The sequence below is a fragment of the Flavobacterium sp. genome (assembly GCF_034111225.1).
GTDB lineage: Bacteria > Bacteroidota > Bacteroidia > Flavobacteriales > Flavobacteriaceae > Flavobacterium.
This window is the reverse complement of the sequence record NZ_JAWUXR010000004.1, coordinates 1-21967: the sequence shown is the minus strand read 5'-3', so window position 1 is coordinate 21967 and position 21967 is coordinate 1. Positions and strand designations below refer to the sequence as shown.

The window sequence follows — 21967 nt, the reverse complement described above, 5'->3', positions numbered from 1 at the left end:
TTAGAAAGTTTGAGTATGTAAAGGCTATAATAGTTATAACTTTTTACTATATGTTCGCCTTCTTTTATTAATTGTTGGATTAAAATTTTTCCATAGTTTTTGTACTGCAATGTTTTCTTCAAGCTCAGGTGTTCTAATACACATTTCAATTCCTTTAGCTTTGCAAGTAGTATAACACTCTTCAAAAATTAGAGCCGTAACTCCTTTACTTTGATATTCTGGGGTAACTCCAATTAAATAAAAAACAACTTCTTTAGAATTATTTCTTGCTTTTAATAAATGATAAAACCCCAATGGAAATAGTTTTCCTTTTGCTTTTTGTAACGCCTCTGCATAGCCTGGCATCATAATGGCAAAAGCGACCATTTTATCATCTTTATCGAGAACAAACTTAATGTATTCTGGATTTATAAAACTGATGTATTTTTTCTTAAAATATTCTTTTTGAATTGTATTTATAGGTACAAATGATTGTAAAACAGAATAAGTATCATTAAATAAATCAAACATTTTATCTACATAAGGCATTACGTCTTTTGTTTTGGTAAAACTCAAAGACTTTATTCCATAACGTTGTTTGATTAATCCACTTGCTTTTTGAAAAAAATCAGGGTTTATATTTGAAAAAGGGAAAGTACTTTCTATATATTCTTTTTCTTTAGTTAGTCCTAATTTTTCAAAATGTTCAACATAATAAGGCATGCTGTACCAAGTAATCATGTTGCCTATCTGGTCAAAACCTTCAGTAAGTATTCCAACTTTATCTAAATTTGAAAATCCTATTGGACCTTCTACCATTTCAAGTTGATGTTTGTTTCCTAATTCATATACTTTTTCTAATAGCGCTTTAGTAACTTCAATATCGTCGATAACATCAAACCAACCAAAACGCACTTTACTCTTCTTAAGTATGTTTATTTCGTCCCAATTAACAATTGCCGCTAATTTACCAACTATCTTGTTTTCTTTATAAGCTAAATAAAAATGAACTTCCGCACTGTTGAATGCTGGGTTTTTATCTTTGTCAAAAGTGTCTAATTCTTCTGAAATTATAGGTGGAACCCAATATGGATTTCCTTTGTACAAATCAAAAGAAAACATTATGAATTCTTTTAATTCTTTTTTTGTTTTTGCTTCTTTAATTGTGATCATCTTATTCTAGGTCTACCCCGTCTTTTCTTTTCTTAGATTCTTTTTCTCCTTTTTTCTTCATTTTCTTGTCCATTTTGCTGCCATTGTCTTTTTCTAATTTAACCTCTTCATAAGTAGCTGAAAACCTCCATGAAAAGCCAACACCAACAGTTAAAAGTTCTGGAGTGTTTTTGAAGTTCTTACCTAATGAAGCGTCAACTTGCATGTCTTTACCAATTAAGTAAGCAGCTCCAACTCTCATAATTCCATCTGAATAATAATCTCCACTATAGCCTTGATTTTCAATAAATCCAGACCATTCTGCATTAAACCCTCTAGTTAAAGTTAGTACATAGTTTAAACTTTTAAAGTCTGAAGTAATTTTATCATAAGTTATATTTGTCACCAAAACCCATCTGCTTCCAAAATGATTTTGAGCTATAACACTTACTTTAGGGCTAAATGGCGATTCTTCAATATTTGAAGGTGCGTAATTAAAAGGATTATCACCTAAGCTAAAGTTAGCTCCAGCATAAACTGCAACTGCAGGATATAATTGTCTCCATTTAAAACTATGGTTTGCTTTCCAACTGTATAAATTTGGTTTTTCTTCATAATTTTTAAAAGGATCATAAACTAAATATTTTGCTCCAAGAGTTAATTGCTTAATTCCACTTCTCCCTTCATTTAAATAAGATGATTTGAAATTATCTCTTTGGTACTGAACTTCTAAAATAGCTTCTAACTCTTCTTTCCAAACACCATATCTAAGTCCTAATTCTCCTATAAATCCTTTTGCCGTATAATTTAAATTATTATGATTTTCAGAAACATAAGTTAAACCTGATTCAACTTGAATAATTTTTTTACCAACAGCAAAGGCCATCATCGATTTTCCGGGTCTGTTTGAATTAATTTCATCGGTAAATTGAGCAAATTGCACTTGGTAGCTTAATAAAAATAGTAAAGCTATTAATTTAGAATATTTCATAAGTGTTTAATTTATCTTCCAAAAATACATTTTTATAATAATTTTAAGAAACAATACTATGTAAATCTCGACATATATCTATAAATTTGAATTTTAAAATATATTAATAATGGAAATGGCTTCATGGACTGGTTTTTTTAGAACCTTAGGTTACATAGTATTGTTTTATTATCTGTTTAAATTCTTAGCTCGAATTTTTGCACCCATTTTAATGCGAAAAGCTATGAGTAAAGTACAACAGAAAATGCAAGAGCAAACTCAGCAGCAGCAAAATAATAATACTCAACAGCAAACTTCAAAAGCAGAAATGCCTAGAGAAAAGAAAAAAGTTGGAGAGTATGTAGATTATGTAGAAGTAGAGTAAAAAGGTTAATTATCATAAAAAAAGGATATTGTTTCAATATCCTTTTTTTATTTACCTTAGCGCTTTAATAAAAACACCTTTTTTAAATGAAAAAATTCCAAGCGTTATTGCCGCATTTAGCAGCAATTATAGGATTTGTTTTAGTTTCAATTATTTATTTCCATCCTGTTTTGAAAGGAGATAAAATCTATCAATCTGATATTGCTCAATATACAGGAATGGCAAAAGAGCAAAATGATTTTAGAAAAGAAACCAATTCAGAGCCATATTGGACCAATAGTGCGTTTGGTGGAATGCCAACTTATCAATTAGGAGCAAACTATCCTCATAATTACATTAAAAAATTAGATTCGGTTTTGCGTTTTTTACCTAGACCAGCTGATTATTTGTTTTTATACTTTTTAGGGTTTTACATTTTATTAATGGTTTTGAAAATCGATCCGCTGAAAGCCTTTTTTGGCGCTGTAGCTTTTGGTTTTTCAACCTATTTAATTATTATTCTTGGTGTAGGACATAATGCAAAAGCACATGCTATTGCTTATATGCCAATGGTTTTAGCAGGTGTCTTCTTAGTGTTTCAAAGAAGGTATATCGTTGGTGGAATTCTAACCATGATTGCTGCTGCTTTAGAAATTCAGGCGAATCACTTTCAAATGACGTATTACTTATTACTTTTATTACTAATTGTAGGAGGTTTTTATACCTTCCAGTTTATTAAAGAAAAATCATATAAAGAGTTAGGGAAATCTGTTTTAGTATTTATAATCGCAGGTGTTCTTGCTATAGGCGCAAATGCTACAAATTTATTAGCAACTTCCGAATATGCTAAAATTTCAACTCGAAGCAGTAGTGAATTGAGCTTTGAGGCTGACGGGAAAAAGAAAGAATCTGATAATGCAATGAGTTATGAATACATAACTGAATACAGTTATGGTAAAGCAGAAAGTTTAAATCTTTTAGCTCCAAGAATTTTTGGAGGTTCTAATCATGAAGACTTAGGTGTAGATTCTGAAATGTACAAATACATTACCGCTCAAGGTGTTCCGCCTTATGAAGCTGTAAATTTAGTAAAGCAGATGCCAACTTATTGGGGTGATCAGCCTATTGTTGCAGCTCCAGCTTATATTGGAATTGTTGTTTTCTTCTTTGCAGTGCTTTCTTTCTTTGATGAAAAAAAGAAAATCAATTATATATTATTATCAGGCGTTCTTTTTTCTCTGTTTTTATCTTGGGGTAAAAACTTCAGTATTATGACTGACTTTTTTATTGATTTTATACCAATGTATAATAAGTTTAGAGCAGTTTCTTCGATTCAAGTTTTATTGGAATTGTGCTTGCCTGTCTTAGCTGTTTTAGGTTTTTATAACTTCTTTAAAATGGACGATGATAAGAAGTGGAATGCGCTTTGGAAAACAGGAACTGTTACTTTAGGAGTTTTAGTTTTAATGTTATTTTGCAAAGCTTTATTTAATTTTTCAGGAGCTAACGATGATTATTACCTTCAATCATATGGACCAGAGTTCATGCAAGCGCTTAAGGAAGACAGGTCTTCATTATATTCTTCTGATGTATTTCGTTCAATAATACTTGTTTTAGCAACATTTGGAATTTTATATTTATACATAAAAAAAACTTTAAAACCAGTTGTTTCTGTCGTTTTAGTTGGAGTTTTAATGTGTGGAGATTTGTTTTTCATTGCGAAAAATTACGTAAATAAAGAAAGTTTTGTGAGTGCAAACGAAATGGAAGTTCCTTTTCAGCCAACTGCTGCCGATATGCAAATTCTACAAGACACAACACATTATAGGGTTTTTGAAGTTGCAGGAAATATGAGTAATGCAAGAACTTCTTACTTTCATAATTCTATAGGTGGTTATCATGCGGCAAAGCCAAGAAGAATGCAGCAACTATTTGATTATCAAATTGCTAATAACAATGTTGGTATTTTAAATATGTTGAATGTAAAATATATTATTCAAAGTAACGAGCAAGGACAGCAATTTGCTATGAACAATGCTTTCGCTAATGGAAACGCTTGGTTTATTGAAAATGTAAAAGTGGTAAATTCAGCTGATGAAGAAATGAAAGCTTTGGATAGTTTAGATACTAAGAAAGTAGCTGTTGTAAACAATACTGAACTTAAAATAAAGAAGACTTCTTTTATAAAAGATTCTTTAGTAACTATAAAATTAGATTTATATAAACCAAATCACTTAAAATATACTTCAAATAACTCAAATGAAGGTTTAGCGGTTTTTTCAGAAATGTATTATAAAAATGGTTGGGTAGCTACTGTTGATGGCGATAAAACTGAAATTCTAAATGTAAATTACGTTTTAAGAGCTTTAAATGTTCCTGCAGGTAAGCATACTATTGAATTTAAGTTTGAACCTCAAGTGGTAAAAACTGGAAGTACAATTGCTTTGATGAGTTCAATAGGAATGATTTTATTGGTAATTGGTGGATTGTATTTTGAAAATAAGAAAAGCAAGTAGTTATTAATACTCAAAAAAAAATACTCATTATTTCTTATTATTGGCCGCCAGCAGGTGGTCCAGGAGTGCAACGTTGGTTGAAATTCGTAAAATATTTACCTGACTTTGGATATGAACCTCATGTTTATATTCCGGAAAATCCAATGTATCCGTTAATAGATGAAAAATTATTGAGTGAAGTTTCTAAAAATGTAATTATTTTAAAGAACAAAATCTTCGAACCTTATGGTTTTGCTTCATTTTTTTCGAAAAAGAAAACAAAAGATATCAGTTCAGGAATTATTCCAAATAAAAAGAAACAGTCGTTTGTTGAAAAAGCAATGATTTGGATTCGTGGAAATATTTTTATTCCAGATGCAAGAATATTTTGGGTAAAACCTTCAATTCTTTTCTTGCGAAAGTATTTAGTAGAAAATAATATAGATACAATAATTACAACTGGTCCGCCACACAGTTTGCATTTGATAGGTTTGCAGCTGAAAAAAGAAATGCAAATCAATTGGATAACCGATTTTAGAGATCCTTGGACAACTATTGGTTATCATAAAGAATTAAAGTTAAGTAATTGGGCAGCTAAAACACATAAAGATTTAGAAAAAGAAGTCTTAAACTCATGTGATTCAATCATTGTGACTTCTCCAACTACAAAAAAAGAGTTTGAGGAGATTACATCAAAACCTATTTCAGTTATTACAAATGGTTATGATGTTGAGAAAATAATTCCAAAAGCTAAAGACGAGAAATTTACATTAGCTCATATTGGCTCATTGCTTTCAGAAAGAAATCCAATGGTGTTATGGGAGGTTTTAAGTGAGTTAGTCTCTGAAGACGCTTTATTCGCTTCTCATTTTGAACTTAAATTGATTGGAGCAGTTAGTAATGAAGTTGTTTTGACAATAAAAGACAATGGTTTGGAGCAATACATGAATCTATTAGGTTATGTTTCTCATGAAAAAGCCTTGCAAGAGCAAAAAGCATCACAGGTTTTATTGCTTATTGAAATAAATGCTCCAGAGACTAAATGTATTATTCCTGGTAAGTTGTTTGAATATATGGTTTCAGACCGACCAATTTTAGCTTTAGGTCCTCATGGCGCCGATTTTGAGCAAATTATTAAATCTACAAATACGGGTTTTTTCTTTACTTATGATCAAAAAGAAGCCTTAAAAAGTCAAATTTTGATTTATTTTGATTCTTTTTTAAAGAAAAACCTAAGTGTTCATGCTGTAGGTTTGCAAAAATACAGCAGAAAATCTCTTACTGGCGATTTGGCTTATTTACTTAATTCTATTTCATAAAAAATCCTGCTTTACCATTCGGCTCCACAGGATTTTTAAACCAACCAACTTTACTAACATTATGTGTTAATTTTTATTTCTTTTTAATCTCTACTATATCGTCTTTAGACATTTTAGCTTTTGTACCGTCTTTTTTATAGTAGTAGTAATCATCATCATTGTCGTTATTATCTCCGTAGTCATCATCTCCATAGTTGTTTCCATTTCCATGTCCTCCGTTTTCTCTGGGGTTATGGTTATAGTGAGTACTACTATAGTTCACATGTCCAATAATATCAATGATATGGCCTCTTCTGTTGTAAATGATTCTTAATCCACCTACTTGAGTTAAGGCAAAACTGTTATATCTCATATAAACATTTCCAATTCTTTTAACTCTTCCGTAAGCGTCATAGTTGACAAATGCATTTCCAACTCTTCTTACTCTGCCCATGTGATCGTGTTCAATTCTAATTCCTCTATCTCTAGGGCCGTAGTTAGAACGAACTCCAGGTGCACCATGTGTAGTGTTTATTCCGCCGCTTCTTGGTCTAGGGTTTGCGCTGTAATGATTTGAAACCGTATTAAAATCAAACTCACCGTTTGGAAAAACATAAAACTCAACTCCTCTTTCTAAGAACACAATTGGTTCTGCATCTCTGTAGTCTACATGGTATCTACTTCTTCTTTCGTCATCAGTTAAAACCTTTCTATCTGATGCTTTTGCAATATTGATTCCTAAGAATAATATTCCTGCAACTAAAAATGTAATTTTTTTCATGATACAATAATTTAAAGGTTAAACATCAACTCTATTTTTAAGAGTTCTTTGGTTATGGATATTCAATATGCGTGCCAAAAATTATATTCGTGAAAAAACATATTTTTCAATTGATTAAAAAAATGAGTTGTAAGATTAATAAAATAGGCAAGAGTAGAACAGGTGATTTAAAACTGTATTTTTAAAATAAACAGGTAAATAGGATGTTCTTATTTTAACTTTTTTATCTTTGAGAAAGATATCTTAAATGAGAATTTGAGTAATAATTTGAAGTATGCAAAATTTAGAAATAGGAGATAAGGTTTCGGTATTAGATGATGATTTTGACGGTGTAGTTGTAAAGATTGAAAATACATCGGTTATCATTGAAACAAGCGACGGATTTACGATGACATATTTTGTCAACGAATTAGTTAAAACAAACAATATCAATGAATTAGGTAACGTTTTCTCTTCTAAAAGTTTAACATCTGTTTTACAAGATAAAGCCGAAGAAAAAAAGCGATCATTTGTCAAAGAGAAGAAAAGCAAGAAGGAAGAATTTGTTTTAGAAGTAGATTTACATATTGAAAAGTTAGTGAAAAATTTTCGCGGTTTGTCTAATTTTGAAATATTAAATATCCAAATGGATAATGCAAAAGGACAGTTAGATTTTGCAATTAGAAAGCGAATGCCTAAACTTGTTTTTATACACGGAGTTGGTGAAGGAGTTTTAAAATCAGAGTTGGAATTTTTGCTTTCTAAGTACGATGGAATAACTTTTAAAGAAGCCAATTATCAAAAATATGGAGTTGGCGCAACTGAAGTGTATATCAAACAAAATGTAGATAGATAAAAAAAAGCTCCGAGATAATCGGAGCTTTTTTTTATCTATCTTATGTGAATTATAGGTCAGTTTCGTAATCGCCGAAAATATAAGTTGTAAAACTAAAAGTGTTATCAGGACCTGAAAAACTTACATTTTCAAAAGTGATATTATGTGTATATCCAATTATAGTTATTCCATCAGTATCAAAAACTTCATCTGTTTCAATTAATATTTTTCCTCCAGTAGCATTCCATTCTTTATTCACAACAGGACTTGCAGGAGGAAGTATAGAACAAATAGTAGTTGAGCTAAGATTTCCAGAGTATTTTCTATAAATAATCCTATTTGTAGAGTTTATAAGCACTTCTCGTGGTGTACCATCTGGAGTAACTGTGTTTGTAAAATTACTTTCTGGAATATCTACCAATAATAACTCGTCATTTTTAATTTTAAAAATTAAATTGTTATCTGAACACTTCTGGATACTTTGAGATTCGAAAGCAAAAGATTGTAAAGTAACGTCTCCATCATCGCACGAAAACATGAAAACTGTTAGTAATAAAGCGAAAGCCTTTTTCATATATTTATTCTAAATTTATTACAAATTTAAACGAATAATTTTATTTAAACTAAAATGTTTGTTAAATGCGAAAAATACTATCTTTAGGCTTTTAAAAAATAAACATATGAATTCAATTAATACTAATTCAACACAAACCAATTACCCAGCATTATATACTCTTGTTACGGTTTTCTTTTTCTGGGGTTTTATTGCTGCAGGTAACAGTATTTTTATTCCATTTTGTAAGCATTACTTTAGCTTAGACCAGTTTCAGTCACAATTAATTGATTTTGCTTTTTATACGGCTTATTACTTAGGTGCTTTGATTTTATTTATTTTGGGAACTGCCAAAAATAGTGATATTGTTAGTTCATGGGGTTACAAAAAAAGTATTGTGTATGGATTGTTATTTTCTGCACTTGGTGCAGGAGCAATGATTATTGCTGTTGAAGCCAATTTATATGTTGGAATGTTGGCTGGTTTATTTATAGTTGCTTTAGGTTTTTCATTGCAACAAACAGCGGCAAATCCTTTTGCGATTTTACTAGGTAGTCCCAAAACTGGTGCAAGTAGAGTAAACCTTGGAGGAGGAATTAATTCTTTTGGTACAATGATTGGACCTATTTTAGTTGGTTTTGCTTTATTTGGTTCTGCGGTTTCAGTAACTGATGATCAAATAGCAAGTTTAGAATTAAATAAAGTTATCTATTTATACGTTGGTGTAGGATTATTGTTTTTAGCTTCGGCAGCATTGTTTTATTTCTCTAAAAAAGTACCTGCTGGAATCTCTAAAGAACCAATGGAAAAAGCAGATAAAGCTTTAAAAACATTAGTTGTAATGACTGTTTTACTTGGCGTTATGTTTGTTCCTGTTTTCCAAAGTTACAAAAGTGATGAAGCAAAAGTTATTCAAACTATTGAATATGATTTAAAGATTGCAAAAACACCTATAAAGCATGAAAAAATAAAAGATCTGTCAGGCGATCAACTTTCAGTCTATTTAAGCGATTTAAAATCTAAAGAAGCAAAGCTAGCTGATTTGAAGCCAAAAATGGAAAGCGAGAGAATGTATTGGCTTTCTGGGGCGCTTTTAGTTGTTCTTGGAGGAATATTCTTTTCATATTTCGCAGCAAGTAAAAAATCAGAAGGTTGGGGGGCAATGCAATACCCTCAATTGGTTTTAGGAATGTTAGCAATATTCACTTATGTAGGTGTAGAAGTTGCTATAGGAAGTAACTTAGGAGAATTATTAAAACTAGAAAGTTTTGGAGGACTTCAGTCTTCTGAAATTGCTCCATATATATCAATGTATTGGGGAAGTTTAATGATTGGTCGTTGGGCAGGAGCAATTAGTGCTTTCAACTTAACAGGAATGAAAAAAACTTTAGCTTTAATTGTTGTTCCGCTTATAGCTTTCGCAGTAATTTTACTAGTAAATATTATTTCAGGTAAAGACATGAAACCATTGTATTACTATGTTGTTTGTGTTATTTTACAAATATTGGCTTTCTTTTTAACGAAAGATAAACCAGCTCGTACATTAATCATTTTTGGATTATTTGGTATTGCTGCTATGACAATAGGTTTGTTCTCAACAGGAACAGTTGCAATTTATGCGTTCTTAGCTGGTGGGTTAGCGTGTAGCATTATGTGGCCATCTATTTTTAGTTTATCTATTTTAGGATTAGGAAAATATACTTCGCAAGGCTCTGCGTTTTTAATCATGATGATTTTAGGAGGAGGAATTATTCCACCAATACAAGGAAAATTAGCTGATATTATTGGAATACACCAATCGTATGTTATTACAGTAATTTGTTTTGGATACCTTACTTTATTTGCCTTTTTAGTTAAAGGAATCCTTAAAAAACAAGGTATTGATGTAGATACTATTGAATTGGAAGCTTCTCACTAATAGAATTAAAAAAAAAGAAAAAAGCGAGAAATTTAGTTTCTCGCTTTTTTTAATTAGATGCACTATGGATTGAAGTTATAATATTCTTTTCATTAAAGTTAATTATTATAAACATATCAGTTTCATTACCATTATTGAGTTTTAGTTCAATTCTGATGAATCCAATTCCGCCTTTAAATTCTTTGTTATTGAATGAATTTAAAAATAACTCTTTTACTTTTTTTATATGTTCTCCGACACGAATGCTTTTGTTTTGAAAGTAAAATAAATTGTCTTTAAGACTAAATTCTATTAAAATATTTTTATCAAAATAAAATGAGTTTTCTGAATACTTATATTCTTTCCAATTCTCATTATTCAGTTCGTTATAATAGTTTTTAATCATAGTTGGACTTCCAAAGTTTTCTTTAATTGAAGTTTCAGTTTGATTAAATAAAAAACCATTAATATTTAAACTTGATACTGTAATCGAGCTGTTTTCTTGACTAAAAGTATTAACACAAAACCCAATATTTAATAGTATTAAGTATCTTTTTACTTTTGTTAAATTCAAAATTAATTTATTTTTTGTTCTCTGCTAATTTATATAAAATTATTACAAAACATCGGCATTGTATTTAGTTTTGTTGACCAAATCCTTAAGTTTTAAGTGTTGATACTGAAAATCTATACTTTTTGTTAAATTTAGGTTTTAGTTATAATAACCTACACTTCCTTATCTTTGCTTTTCGAAAATGAAAATATGAAAAAAATATATTTAGACAATGCAGCAACTACACCTTTATATCCTGAGGTTATTGATGCTATGGTAGCTGTTTTACAAAACAACTTTGGTAACCCTTCATCAACACACAGTTTTGGTCGTAGTGCTAAAAACTTACTTGAAACTGCTCGCAAAAGCATTGCTAAAAGACTACATATACAAGCAGCAGAACTTATTTTTACAGCTCACGCTACTGAAGCTACCAATTTAATTCTACAAAGTGCAGTTCATGATTTAGGTGTTCAACGTATTATTACTTCAAAAATTGAACATCATGCTACTTTACACACGATACAACACTTAGAAAAAACGAATGGTATTGAAGTCGTATACATAGATATACTTCCTACAGGGCTGATTGATTATTTGCATTTGGCAAAATTGCTTCATGAGGTTAAACCAACTTTAGTGACTTTAATGCATGTAAATAATGAAATAGGAACAATTTTAGATGTTGAAAGAGTAGGGAAGTTATGTGTTGCTGCTAAGGCTCTGTTTCATTGTGATACTGTTCAGTCTATTGGGAAAATAGAGTTGAACCTACATGAATTACCTGTCGATTTTGCAGTTGCAACGGCGCATAAGTTCCACGGACCAAAAGGAATTGGTTTTGCATATATTAAAAAAGGTCTGGCTATTCAACCAATGCTTTTTGGAGGAGAGCAAGAAAAAGGTCTTCGCGCTGGAACAGAAGCTGTTCATCAAGTTGTTGGAATGGCAAAGGCTTTGGAACTTTCTATAGATAATTTAGAAGCTAATAAGAAGGAAATAAGAGGTTTACAATCGTATTGTCTTTCAGGTTTATTGTCTGTTTTTCCAAATTTAAAAGTAAATGGAACTAATACCTTATACAATATTTTAAATATAATGTTACCAATTGATGCATCTAAAGCCACAATGTTGCTTTTTGCTTTAGATATGAAAGGAATAGCAGTTTCTAGAGGAAGTGCTTGTCAAAGTGGAAGTATAAAACCTTCTCATGTATTAGCAGAGTTTTTAAGTGAAGAAGAACAAAAGTATCCAAATTTACGTATTTCATTCAGTCAATTTAATACTAAAGAAGAGATTGATTATTTGGTCGAAGTTTTAAAAGAAATTTAAATATAGATAACAAAAAAGAGGCTGTACAGCCTCTTTTTTTATTTTATAAAGTTTGTATTAATACAAACTTGGAAATTTCTCAGGATTTGCTTCATTCATAATAGCATAAACCTTCTCGTAAATATCTTCTACACTTGGTTTAGAGAAATAATCACCATCCGTTCCATAAGCAGGTCTGTGTGCTTGAGAAGCTAATGTTTGTGGTTCGCTATCTAAATGTTTGTATGCTTTTTGGTTTTCAATAATTTCTTGTAAAATGTAAGCACTTGCTCCACCGGGAACATCTTCGTCAATTACTAATAAACGATTCGTTTTAGCTACACTTTTTACAATATCATGATTAATGTCAAAAGGTAATAATGTTTGAATATCAATGATTTCAGCGCTTATTCCAGCAGCTTCTAATTCATTTGCAGCTTGTTCAACTAAACGAAGAGTTGAACCATAAGAGACTAAAGTAATATCTGCTCCTTCTTTAATTGTTTCTACAATTCCAATTGGTGTTTTGAATGTACCAAGATTAGTTGGCATTTTTTCTTTTAAACGATAACCATTTAAACATTCAATAACTAAAGCAGGTTCATCTGTTTCCAATAATGTATTATAAAAACCTGCAGCTTTCGTCATATTTCTTGGAACTAAAACATGAATTCCGCGAATTGCATTTATTATCATTCCCATTGGAGAACCAGAATGCCAAACACCTTCTAAACGGTGTCCACGTGTTCTAATTATTAATGGTGCTTTTTGTCTTCCGTTTGTTCTATATTGTAATGTAGCTAAATCATCACTCATGATTTGAATAGCGTACAATAAGTAATCTAAATATTGAATTTCAGCAATTGGACGCAAACCTCTCATTGCCATTCCTATTCCTTGTCCTAAAATTGTAGCTTCACGAATTCCTGCATCAGAAACACGAAATTCTCCGTATTTTTCTTGCATTCCTTCTAAACCTTGGTTAACATCACCAATAGTTCCTGCATCTTCTCCAAAAATTAAAGTTTCAGGATGTTTTGCAAAAATAGCATCAAAATTATCACGTAAAACTAAACGAGCATCAACATCTTCTGCAGTTTCGTCATAAGTTGGTTTTACTTCTTTTACAGAAGCAATATTTTTATCAGATTGAGAAAATAAATGCGAACTGAATTTTGGTTGAATTTTATTAGTATACGCCGTAATCCAAGCAGCTAATTGAACTTTTTCACTTTCTTTTACAATTAAACGCAATACTTTACGTGCAGTTGTAATAATGTCTTTTCTAATAGGTTCTTTGATAGCCGCTAAATCATTTGCAAATTTTTCAACAAACACTTTATTTGGACTTGATGCTGCAATTGTGTTTAAAAGACTAACTAGTTCTAGTTGTTCTGCTTTAAAAGGTGCTGTAAAAGCTAACCAAGCAGCTTTTTTACCTTCTAAAACTTCTTTTTTAGAAGCATTGTCGATTTCACTTAATTCTTCTTCATTAGCCATATTGTTTGCAAGCATCCATAAACGCATTTGAGCCAAACAATCGTATTCTGCTTCCCATGCTAAACGGTCAGCGTCTTTATATCTTTCATGACTTCCAGAAGTTGAATGCCCTTGGGGTTGTGTTAATTCGTTAACATGAATTAATACCGGAACATGTTCTGTACGTGCAATTTTAGAAGCTTTTTGATATGTTTCTACTAAAGCTGGATAATCCCAACCTTTAACACGTAAAATTTCATAACCATTTGTACCTTCTTCACGTTGAAAGCCTTTTAATACTTCAGAAATATTTTCTTTTGTAGTTTGATAACGAGCATGAACCGAAATTCCATATTCGTCATCCCAAACACTCATTACCATAGGGACTTGTAAAACTCCAGCGGCATTAATGGTTTCAAAAAACAAACCTTCAGATGTAGAAGCATTACCAATAGTTCCCCAAGCCACTTCATTTCCTTCATTTGAAAAATGGGTATGCTTTTCTAAACCTTTTACATTTCTAAATATTTTTGAAGCTTGTGCTAAGCCTAATAATCGAGGCATTTGTCCTGCAGTAGGAGAAATATCTGCACTTGAATTTTTTTGCGCTGTTAAGTTGTTCCAATTTCCTTTTTCATCTAAACTATGGGTTGCAAAATGTCCTCCCATTTGTCTCCCAGCACTCATTGGATCAAAATTAATATCAGTATGACCATACAATCCTGCGAAAAATTGCTCTATATTCATGGCTCCAATAGCCATCATAAATGTTTGGTCACGATAATATCCAGAACGGAAATCTCCGTTTTGGAAAGCTTTAGCTAAAGCAAGTTGAGGAACTTCTTTTCCGTCACCAAAGATTCCAAATTTTGCCTTTCCTGTTAAAACTTCTCTACGTCCTAAAAGACTACACTCCCTACTTATAGTAGCAATTTTGTAATCGTTCAGTACTTCTTTTTTGAAATCTTCAAAAGATAAAACTTCTTTAGTCGCAGTTTTGCTCATAGTTTGCAATATTTGATATTTTACAAATGTAATTAATTAGAAGATATTATGCAATATGAAACGGAAGACTATATTGAAAATTATTAATTGTTTATTAAAAACATTAAGAATATGACAATTAAATCATTTGATTTGACTGTTTTGTTGAGAAAAATACAATTATTTAAGTGTTTAGTTGTTTAAAACCAGCGTCTTGTGAATAAAGAAACTAATGTTTTTGGAGTTAGAGTTACTATAAATCTAACTTTTTCACCATAATTATTACTATCTAATTCATATCCATTTGAAGAATAAACAGGTAAAAATAATTCAAAATAATCAGGTACTAAATTAAGGTGAATTCCAGAATCATAAACAAACTTTGTAGGAGCGAAATTGTTTTTTAATAAACCTACATCTCCATAAACTTGTACCCAATTCCAAAGATTAAAAGAAGCATTGAAAGTAGTTAACCATTTATTAGCATATCGACTATCTAGTTTAGATTTGAATCCACCTTCGGCATAAACATATTCTTGACTGAAAATCCCTGTAGATTCACTTCTTCCTAGATAACTATGTTCAAACATATAGTCAGTAGGTCTGTCTAATCCAAAGCTAAAGAATTCTGAAGTTGTACTTCTGTATAAAAAAGTTCCTACATAAAACCTTAAACTTAATCTTCTGTTATTATCAAATAATTTTCGGTAATGTATTTCTGTTGAAATTTTACCAAATGAATTTGCAACCTGAACATTAGTAGTTAGGCTATAATGTTTAGTTATCTCAGATTGATAATTACCATACTTAAAGTCAAAAACATTATAGTTTTCAGTATTGTTATCTAGTAAAAAATCTGTTTTTTCCCTGTTAATGTATAATTGCTTTAACTGAACAAACTCATTTTTGTTTTCCCTAAAGTTTTTATCTCTAAAAAGCAACTGAACTGTTGGGCTTAAATTAGTATAAGCTGCATTTTCAGCATAATGAAATTGACTTCCTGATAAAATGTATCTAATTCTATAAAGCTTTCCTTCGTCTCTAATGTTTTGTTCAACTACACCGTTAAATTTTCCAACTAATGAACCTGTTTTTGGAGAATAAAAAGGTGCCACGCTAAAAGTAAAAGGCTTGTTTAGCATTGACTTATTATTCAATCTCATACCAAATGCTAAGCCATCATAGATGTTGAACTCAAATTCAGGAACATAAAAAAGTTGATTGTAATAAGGTTCTTCTAAATCTTTATAAAAATTAAACTTTATAGGTCTGTTGTTGTAAAAAAAACCTTTTAAAGACTTCCAATTGTTTCTTAAATTATATTCTGGAACTTCATTTAAGTAATTTAAAACAATCTTATCTGCTCCATGCCTATCAAAAACAAAAGTAGAGTCGGTCTTTATATCATCTAACCAAACTTTATTTACAATGCTATCGTTTTTTAATTGATATAATGAAATAGGGACATTTGTTTTGGTTTTGTTGATAATGTTTACAGTTAGCTTCTCGTCAGTTTTTGAAACTTTCCCAAAGGTATAATCCACAAGTTCTCTTGAATTAATTAAACTTTCAAAAAACCAATCTATTTTTTTTGGTGAATTTTGATTTAAAATATATTCTAAATCATATTTATTTGTTTGAACTTCTTTGTTTAAGGCAACAAATTCCTTTAAAGAATTTAAAACAATATCATTTTCTAAATAACTATCTAAATACTTAAAAGATAAACCTGCTTTATATTTACTTGAAATTTGTTCATTAAATTTAATTAATCGATCTTTTTTTTCTGTTAAAGGTTGGTCTAAATTTTTTCTTGCCATTAACATGTATAAATAGTTATACTGCTGATTAAAATCTAAGTTTATTAAATTATATGATTTCAAAAGTTTAAATCTAGATAAACTTCCCATCATTTTTAAATCTGGGTTGTTCTCTTCAATATATTGCATCATTATAAACATTTGGATTCCATCGTAAATCCAGTTTTCTTTTCTATGATTTAAATTTAAATTTTCATCTAAATATGCATTAATATAGGTTTTAAGGAACATTAATTCAAATAATGTTTCATCTGAAAAAGGACTTAAAAAAGCGGGCAGCTGACTTAAACCATAAAATGGCTGTTTGTTATAATCCTCCTGAGAAACTAATATTTTAGATGAGTTTGTAGGCCCTATTTTTTCATGAATAAATCGAGTAATTTTATCAATTATTAAAGTTTTTTGAATATCGTTTAATCTAGTTTTATTTATGCTTGAACTCACTTCTACAAATTCATTTTTATAAATGGTAAATTCTTTTTTTGAAGTAATAATAAGAACTAGATCTTTCTTATGGTTACCAAATAAATTATAAGTTGTGAATTTATCTGTGTTTGATTCATCTAGTGAGTTTAAATTTGAAGCTAGAGAATAATTTAAAGGAATGTCTACAACTGCTTTTATACTTGTAGGAGCATTAAATAAGTCATCTAAATTAACATTACTTTGCTTAATGAACTTCCCATTTTCATAAATTGCAGGAAATAAGAGGCAATTTTTAAAATATAACTTACCGTCGTTATTAAATCCGTATCTTGAAAACTTGTCATTAGGTAATTTTATACTATAAAGTAAATTTAATTTTTGACTAGAATTAGGTAGAATAGGGGTTTCTAATTCGATTTCAATAATATCAATTTGACTTTCATTTCTTTTCCAATTAAGAGTTTGAAAATTATAATCAATTATATTTTTAATTTCGGTAAATCCTCTGTCTTCATCTTTCGCTAAATGAAATGAACGTATAAATTCATCCGAAAACCTATCTGCTAAATGCGTATTTTTAGAAGAAAACGAGTGGTTCCAGTCATTTATGACAATAGTATATAGAGTGTCTTTAGAAGAATTGAAGTAAATTAAATTTTGTTGAACATCAATTTTAGTTTCTTCAATATCTACTCTTATTTTAAATTCAGAAGTATGTTGTGCCATACAAAATGCGGGCAAAAATATAAGTAATAAAGTGTATAGATTTAGTTTCAAAAAGGGTATTTTAAATAAGAGTACAATTTTATGAAAAAGTTGCGTCAATCCATTCATAATTGTAAGTTAAATTTTAAAGATTCCAATAATAGTATTGCTTTCGACCTAAAAAACGTTAATTATTAAGGTTTTGTATAGGTTTTATGTACATTTGATTAAAATAGATTGTTATGCCCCAAAAATTACTTTCAATATTAACGTTTCTTTTATTCAACATTTCATTTTCACAAGTTTTTATAAATGAAATAGATTGCGACACGCCAGGTTTTGATACTGCGGAATTTGTAGAATTAAAATCTTCTGCGGCAAATTTTTCTTTAGATGGATATGTTCTGGTTTTTTTCAATGCTGGTAGTACTTCACCATATTCGGGTACTTTAAGTTATTATGCTATAGATTTAGATGGTTTTACTACAGATGTTAATGGAATTATCCATTTTGGTAATTCTCTAGTTTCACCTCCTCCATCAGCTTCAGCCATATTTCCTAATAGTACAATTCAAAATGGACCAGATGTAATTGCATTATATTTAGGAAACGCTACTGATTTTCCTACGAATACTTCAGCTACAAGCTCAAATTTAATTGATGCGGTTGCTTACTCTACAACATCGGGACAACCTTCTAATATGATGTCAATTCTTGGAATAACACAGTTTATTAATGAAAATATAAACTCTGCAAAAGAAACACAATCATGTCAACGTAAGAACGATGGTACTTGGGAAGTAAAATCACCAACTCCTAGAGCTAATAATGACGGTTCTGGTGTGATTTTTAATTACATAACAACAACGGTTCCTCAAACTTCTTATGTCGAAGGGCAAAGTTTTTATATAACTTTTTCAACAAGTCAACCCGTAGCTACTTCAAATTTGGTAATTAATTTTAGTATAGTTAATGGGAACTTTATGGTTAGTGATTATACATCAGCAACTGATTTAACTGCTGTTATACCAGTAGGGCAATCTTCGGCTCAGGCTTTAATTGTTCTTGCAGACGATAGTTCAGATGAAGGTGACGAGGAAATGTTAATTGATTTACAGTCAGTTCCTTCTGGTTATGTTATTAATAATGATAATATTATCATTAGAATTTACGATAACGATTTTGGATTTCAAAATTTCGGAAAACCTACTACACCTACTTATGGTGTTGTTTCTAGTACTGCTCCTGTAGGTTATTATTCTTCTTTAAATGGATTATCTGGAAATAGTTTAAAGCAAGCTGTTCAGGATATTATTGCTGAATTTGGTGTTGTTAGACTACATAGTTATGCTGACATATGGGAAATATTAAGTACAGCTGACCGTAATCCTGAAAACAATAACCAAGTTTGGGCTTTGTATAGAGAAGAGCCTATGGCGAAGCTGGATCAACAAGTTTCGAGTAGTATTGTAGGTAAATGGAATCGCGAACATATTTTCGCTCAATCTCGTGGAGGTTTTGAAACAGCAAATGGAGATACAGCCGATGGAATTAGTGTTTACACAAATACTAGTGCTGCAACTGTAGTTGATGGTGTTTCAGATGCTCATCATATTCGTGTTGCAAATGGTCAAGAAAATTCATCTCGTAACAATAAAAATTTCGGGAACGTTGCATCTAGTACTGTTTATAATGGACCTTCTGGTACACAAGGTTCTTGGAAAGGTGATGTTGCAAGAGCTTTGTTTTATATGGCTGTTCGATTTAATGGTTTAAATGTATTAAACGGCGATCCAAGTGAATATTTACCAAGCACAACGACTTCTTCTGGGAATATTGGTGATTTGGCAACTTTATTATTATGGCACCAACAAGATCCACCAGATGATTTTGAAATGAATAGAAATAATTATATTTACACATGGCAAAATAATAGAAATCCTTTTATAGATAATCCATGTCTAGTCGATGTTGTTTTTGGTGCAAACTTCGGACAAACTTTTCCTTGTAGTACTTTATCAAATCAAGATTATTTTGAAGCATCTGTTCTGGTTTATCCAAACCCAACAGTAGATTATGTTATTCTATCAGGTATTGACGGAAATGCTAAAGCAGAAATTTATACAATTACAGGTCAAAAAATAAAGGAAGTTATCTTTGAAAACGAAATAAGAATTCCATTAGACCTTCAGTCAGGAATCTATCTAATTGAAATTTCAAATGATATAAGTAGAACAACTAAGAAAATTATAGTACGATAATTTAAATAGTATTGAATCAAAAAAGCCGAGAATTAAATTTCTCGGCTTTTTTTTATTTTTATTTAAAATAAGTAAATGTTTCGTTATTTTTTATTTTCAATAAAGATTCATATATCAATTTAATTACATTTTCAACATCTTCTCTATGAACCATCTCAACAGTTGTGTGCATGTAGCGAAGCGGTAAAGAAATTAATGCTGAAGCAACACCACCATTACTATAAGCAAAAGCATCAGTGTCAGTTCCAGTAGCTCTTGAAGAAGCATTACGTTGAAAAGGAATTTTATTTTCTTCGGCAGTACTTACAATCATTTCACGAAGATTGTTCTGAGTTGCAGGTGCGTAAGCAATAACGGGTCCACGTCCCATTTTCAAATCGCCTTCAATCTTTTTCTCAATCATTGGAGTAGAGGTGTCATGGCAAACATCTGTAACTATTGCAACATTAGGTTTAATAGTATGAGTAATCATTTCTGCTCCTCTTAAACCAATTTCTTCTTGTACTGAATTTACAATATACAGCCCAAAAGGAAGTTCTTTTTTGTTCTCCTTTAACATACGCGCAACTTCAGCAATCATAAATCCACCCATTCTATTATCGATAGCACGGCAAACAAATTTATTTTCGTTTAATATCTCAAAAGTATCAGGGTAAGTAATTACACAACCCACATGAATACCCATTTTTTCAACTTCTTCTTTTGTGTCACAACCACAATCAATAAAAATATTATCAATTCTTGCAGGCTCTTCTTTAGATTTATTTCTTGTATGAATGGCTGGCCAGCCAAAAACTCCTTTTACAATTCCTTTTTTGGTATGTATATGCACTCTTTTAGATGGAGCAATCATATGATCGCTTCCTCCATTTCTAATGACATATATAAAGCCCTCATCAGAAATATAGTTTACATACCAAGCAATTTCATCAGCATGACCTTCAATAACTACTTTAAAAGGAGCGTCAGGATTAATAATACCAACAGCAGTTCCATAAGTATCTGTTATAAATGTGTCAACATATGGTTTTAAATAATCCATCCATAGCTTTTGTCCTTCAGCTTCATATCCAGTTGGAGAAGCATTGTTTAGGTATTTTTCTAAAAAAGTTAATGAACTTTTCTTTAGTATTGATTTTGAACTCATAAAATTTAAATTTTTGCTAAATTATGAAAATGCATTTATACTTATGTAATAATTAAGTATTTTTGAGTAATAATTAATTGAATACAGATTTAAATGAGAAATTACATTTTATATATAGTATTATTTTTTTCATTGACAATAAATGCTCAGGTTCAGGACACTTTAAAAGTTACTGTTCAAGATTCTTCTGTTTTGTATTCAATAGAACTTGAAGAGATAGTTGTTACTAGAAATGGTGTAAAAGGATTAGATGAACAAAGAAAAAAAATATTAATTTTAAAAAGGCGTGTATATAAGGTGTATCCATATGCAAAATTAACTGCAGAAAAATTATTGCAGATTAATGAAACAATGGCTAAGCTTAAAACAAACAAGGAAAAAAAGAAATACTTTAAATTAGTAGAAAAATATCTACAAGAAGAATTTGAGCCTAAGCTGAAGAAATTGTCACGAAAAGATGGACAAATTTTAGTTAAACTAATTTATAGACAAACTGGTTCAACAACATTTGACTTAATTAAAGATTACAAAAGTGGTTGGAAAGCATTTTGGTCAAGTAATACTGCAAAACTGTTCAGTATTGATTTAAAAACAAAATACGAACCTTTCGATGTTTTAGAAGATTTTCATATAGAATCTATATTGGTAACCGCTTTCAAAGAGAGGTATCTTGTTCAACAACCTTCGGCAAAAGATATCGACTTAAAAAAATTAGCTGCCAATTGGAGAGAGAAAATCCAAAAAATGAAAGAAGCACGTCTTGAAAAAGAAGAATTAGAAGAAGTGAAAAATAACAACTAGCAGCTTATTCCCACTTTCCGCTATATCTTTTATTGTTTTTTTTTATAAAAAACAATAAAAGGATGCCGCTTCACTCCGGGCTATGAGTCCTGTATTTGAAGAGTAAGTGGTTAAATTCACAAATACTCGATACAAGGTTTAAACAAATGAGTATTTTTTTTCACGTGTAAGTTACTT

General features: G+C 30.4%; 16 protein-coding genes. 8 read left to right on the top strand and 8 right to left on the bottom strand.

Annotated features, from left to right (window positions below):
- Positions 1–33: 33 nt before the first annotated feature.
- Both UXY25_RS00885 and UXY25_RS00880 read right to left on the bottom strand, forming a co-directional pair.
- Positions 34–1152: a GNAT family N-acetyltransferase gene (locus UXY25_RS00885; protein WP_320814108.1), complete on the bottom strand. Its 1119-nt coding sequence runs from the start codon at positions 1150–1152 to the stop codon at positions 34–36.
- A gap of 1 nt (position 1153) precedes the next feature.
- The gene (locus UXY25_RS00880; protein WP_320814107.1) at positions 1154–2122 is read right to left on the bottom strand and encodes a transporter; all 969 of its coding nucleotides are present in this window, start codon (positions 2120–2122) and stop codon (positions 1154–1156) included.
- Positions 2123–2231: 109 nt separating this feature from the next.
- On the opposite strand from UXY25_RS00880, the gene UXY25_RS00875 reads away from it, so the two are divergent.
- The 3 genes from UXY25_RS00875 to UXY25_RS00865 all read left to right on the top strand — a co-directional run bounded on the left by UXY25_RS00875 (position 2232) and on the right by UXY25_RS00865 (position 6279).
- Positions 2232–2486: a DUF4834 domain-containing protein gene (locus UXY25_RS00875; RefSeq protein ID WP_320814106.1), complete on the top strand. Its 255-nt coding sequence runs from the start codon at positions 2232–2234 to the stop codon at positions 2484–2486.
- An 86-nt stretch (positions 2487–2572) separates the two neighbouring features.
- The gene (locus tag UXY25_RS00870) at positions 2573–4981 is read left to right on the top strand and encodes a YfhO family protein (protein WP_320814105.1); all 2409 of its coding nucleotides are present in this window, start codon (positions 2573–2575) and stop codon (positions 4979–4981) included.
- A gap of 2 nt (positions 4982–4983) precedes the next feature.
- Complete coding sequence (locus UXY25_RS00865; protein WP_320814218.1) at positions 4984–6279, top strand: glycosyltransferase family 4 protein; 1296 nt, start codon at positions 4984–4986, stop codon at positions 6277–6279.
- 73 nt (positions 6280–6352) lie between these two features.
- On the opposite strand, the gene UXY25_RS00860 is transcribed toward UXY25_RS00865, so the two are convergent.
- Positions 6353–7039: a hypothetical protein gene (locus UXY25_RS00860; RefSeq protein WP_320814104.1), complete on the bottom strand. Its 687-nt coding sequence runs from the start codon at positions 7037–7039 to the stop codon at positions 6353–6355.
- Positions 7040–7313: 274 nt separating this feature from the next.
- Here UXY25_RS00860 and UXY25_RS00855 point away from each other — a divergent pair, with 274 nt between their 5' ends.
- Complete coding sequence (locus UXY25_RS00855; RefSeq protein ID WP_320814103.1) at positions 7314–7874, top strand: Smr/MutS family protein; 561 nt, start codon at positions 7314–7316, stop codon at positions 7872–7874.
- Between the two features lie 49 nt (positions 7875–7923).
- Here UXY25_RS00855 and UXY25_RS00850 read toward each other — a convergent pair whose 3' ends face one another.
- Complete coding sequence (locus tag UXY25_RS00850) at positions 7924–8427, bottom strand: hypothetical protein (protein WP_320814102.1); 504 nt, start codon at positions 8425–8427, stop codon at positions 7924–7926.
- A gap of 106 nt (positions 8428–8533) precedes the next feature.
- Here UXY25_RS00850 and UXY25_RS00845 point away from each other — a divergent pair, with 106 nt between their 5' ends.
- Positions 8534–10324, top strand: a complete 1791-nt coding sequence (locus UXY25_RS00845) for an MFS transporter (protein WP_414601354.1) — start codon at positions 8534–8536, stop codon at positions 10322–10324.
- Between the two features lie 49 nt (positions 10325–10373).
- Here UXY25_RS00845 and UXY25_RS00840 read toward each other — a convergent pair whose 3' ends face one another.
- Positions 10374–10877: a hypothetical protein gene (locus UXY25_RS00840; RefSeq protein ID WP_320814101.1), complete on the bottom strand. Its 504-nt coding sequence runs from the start codon at positions 10875–10877 to the stop codon at positions 10374–10376.
- Between the two features lie 189 nt (positions 10878–11066).
- On the opposite strand from UXY25_RS00840, the gene UXY25_RS00835 reads away from it, so the two are divergent.
- Entirely contained in the window at positions 11067–12188 is a 1122-nt protein-coding gene (locus tag UXY25_RS00835; protein ID WP_320814100.1) for a cysteine desulfurase family protein, read from the top strand.
- Positions 12189–12245: 57 nt separating this feature from the next.
- On the opposite strand, the gene UXY25_RS00830 is transcribed toward UXY25_RS00835, so the two are convergent.
- Together UXY25_RS00830 and UXY25_RS00825 are read right to left on the bottom strand one after the other, a co-directional pair.
- Complete coding sequence (locus UXY25_RS00830; protein ID WP_320814099.1) at positions 12246–14651, bottom strand: thiamine pyrophosphate-dependent enzyme; 2406 nt, start codon at positions 14649–14651, stop codon at positions 12246–12248.
- Positions 14652–14830: 179 nt separating this feature from the next.
- Positions 14831–17653, bottom strand: coding sequence for an aminopeptidase (locus tag UXY25_RS00825; protein ID WP_320814098.1), 2823 nt, complete (start codon positions 17651–17653; stop codon positions 14831–14833).
- Between the two features lie 170 nt (positions 17654–17823).
- Between UXY25_RS00825 and UXY25_RS00820 the strand changes: the two genes are divergently transcribed.
- A complete protein-coding gene (locus tag UXY25_RS00820) occupies positions 17824–19842 on the top strand; it encodes an endonuclease (protein WP_320814097.1) in 2019 nt (672 codons plus the stop codon).
- Positions 19843–19900: 58 nt separating this feature from the next.
- Here the strand turns inward: UXY25_RS00820 and UXY25_RS00815 are convergent, their stop codons facing one another.
- Positions 19901–20989 carry a M42 family metallopeptidase gene (locus UXY25_RS00815; RefSeq protein ID WP_320814096.1) on the bottom strand — a complete coding sequence of 363 codons (1089 nt, stop codon included), beginning with the start codon at positions 20987–20989 and terminating at the stop codon, positions 19901–19903.
- A 93-nt stretch (positions 20990–21082) separates the two neighbouring features.
- Here UXY25_RS00815 and UXY25_RS00810 point away from each other — a divergent pair, with 93 nt between their 5' ends.
- A complete protein-coding gene (locus tag UXY25_RS00810; protein WP_320814095.1) occupies positions 21083–21790 on the top strand; it encodes a DUF4294 domain-containing protein in 708 nt (235 codons plus the stop codon).
- The last annotated feature ends 177 nt before the right edge of the window (positions 21791–21967 follow it).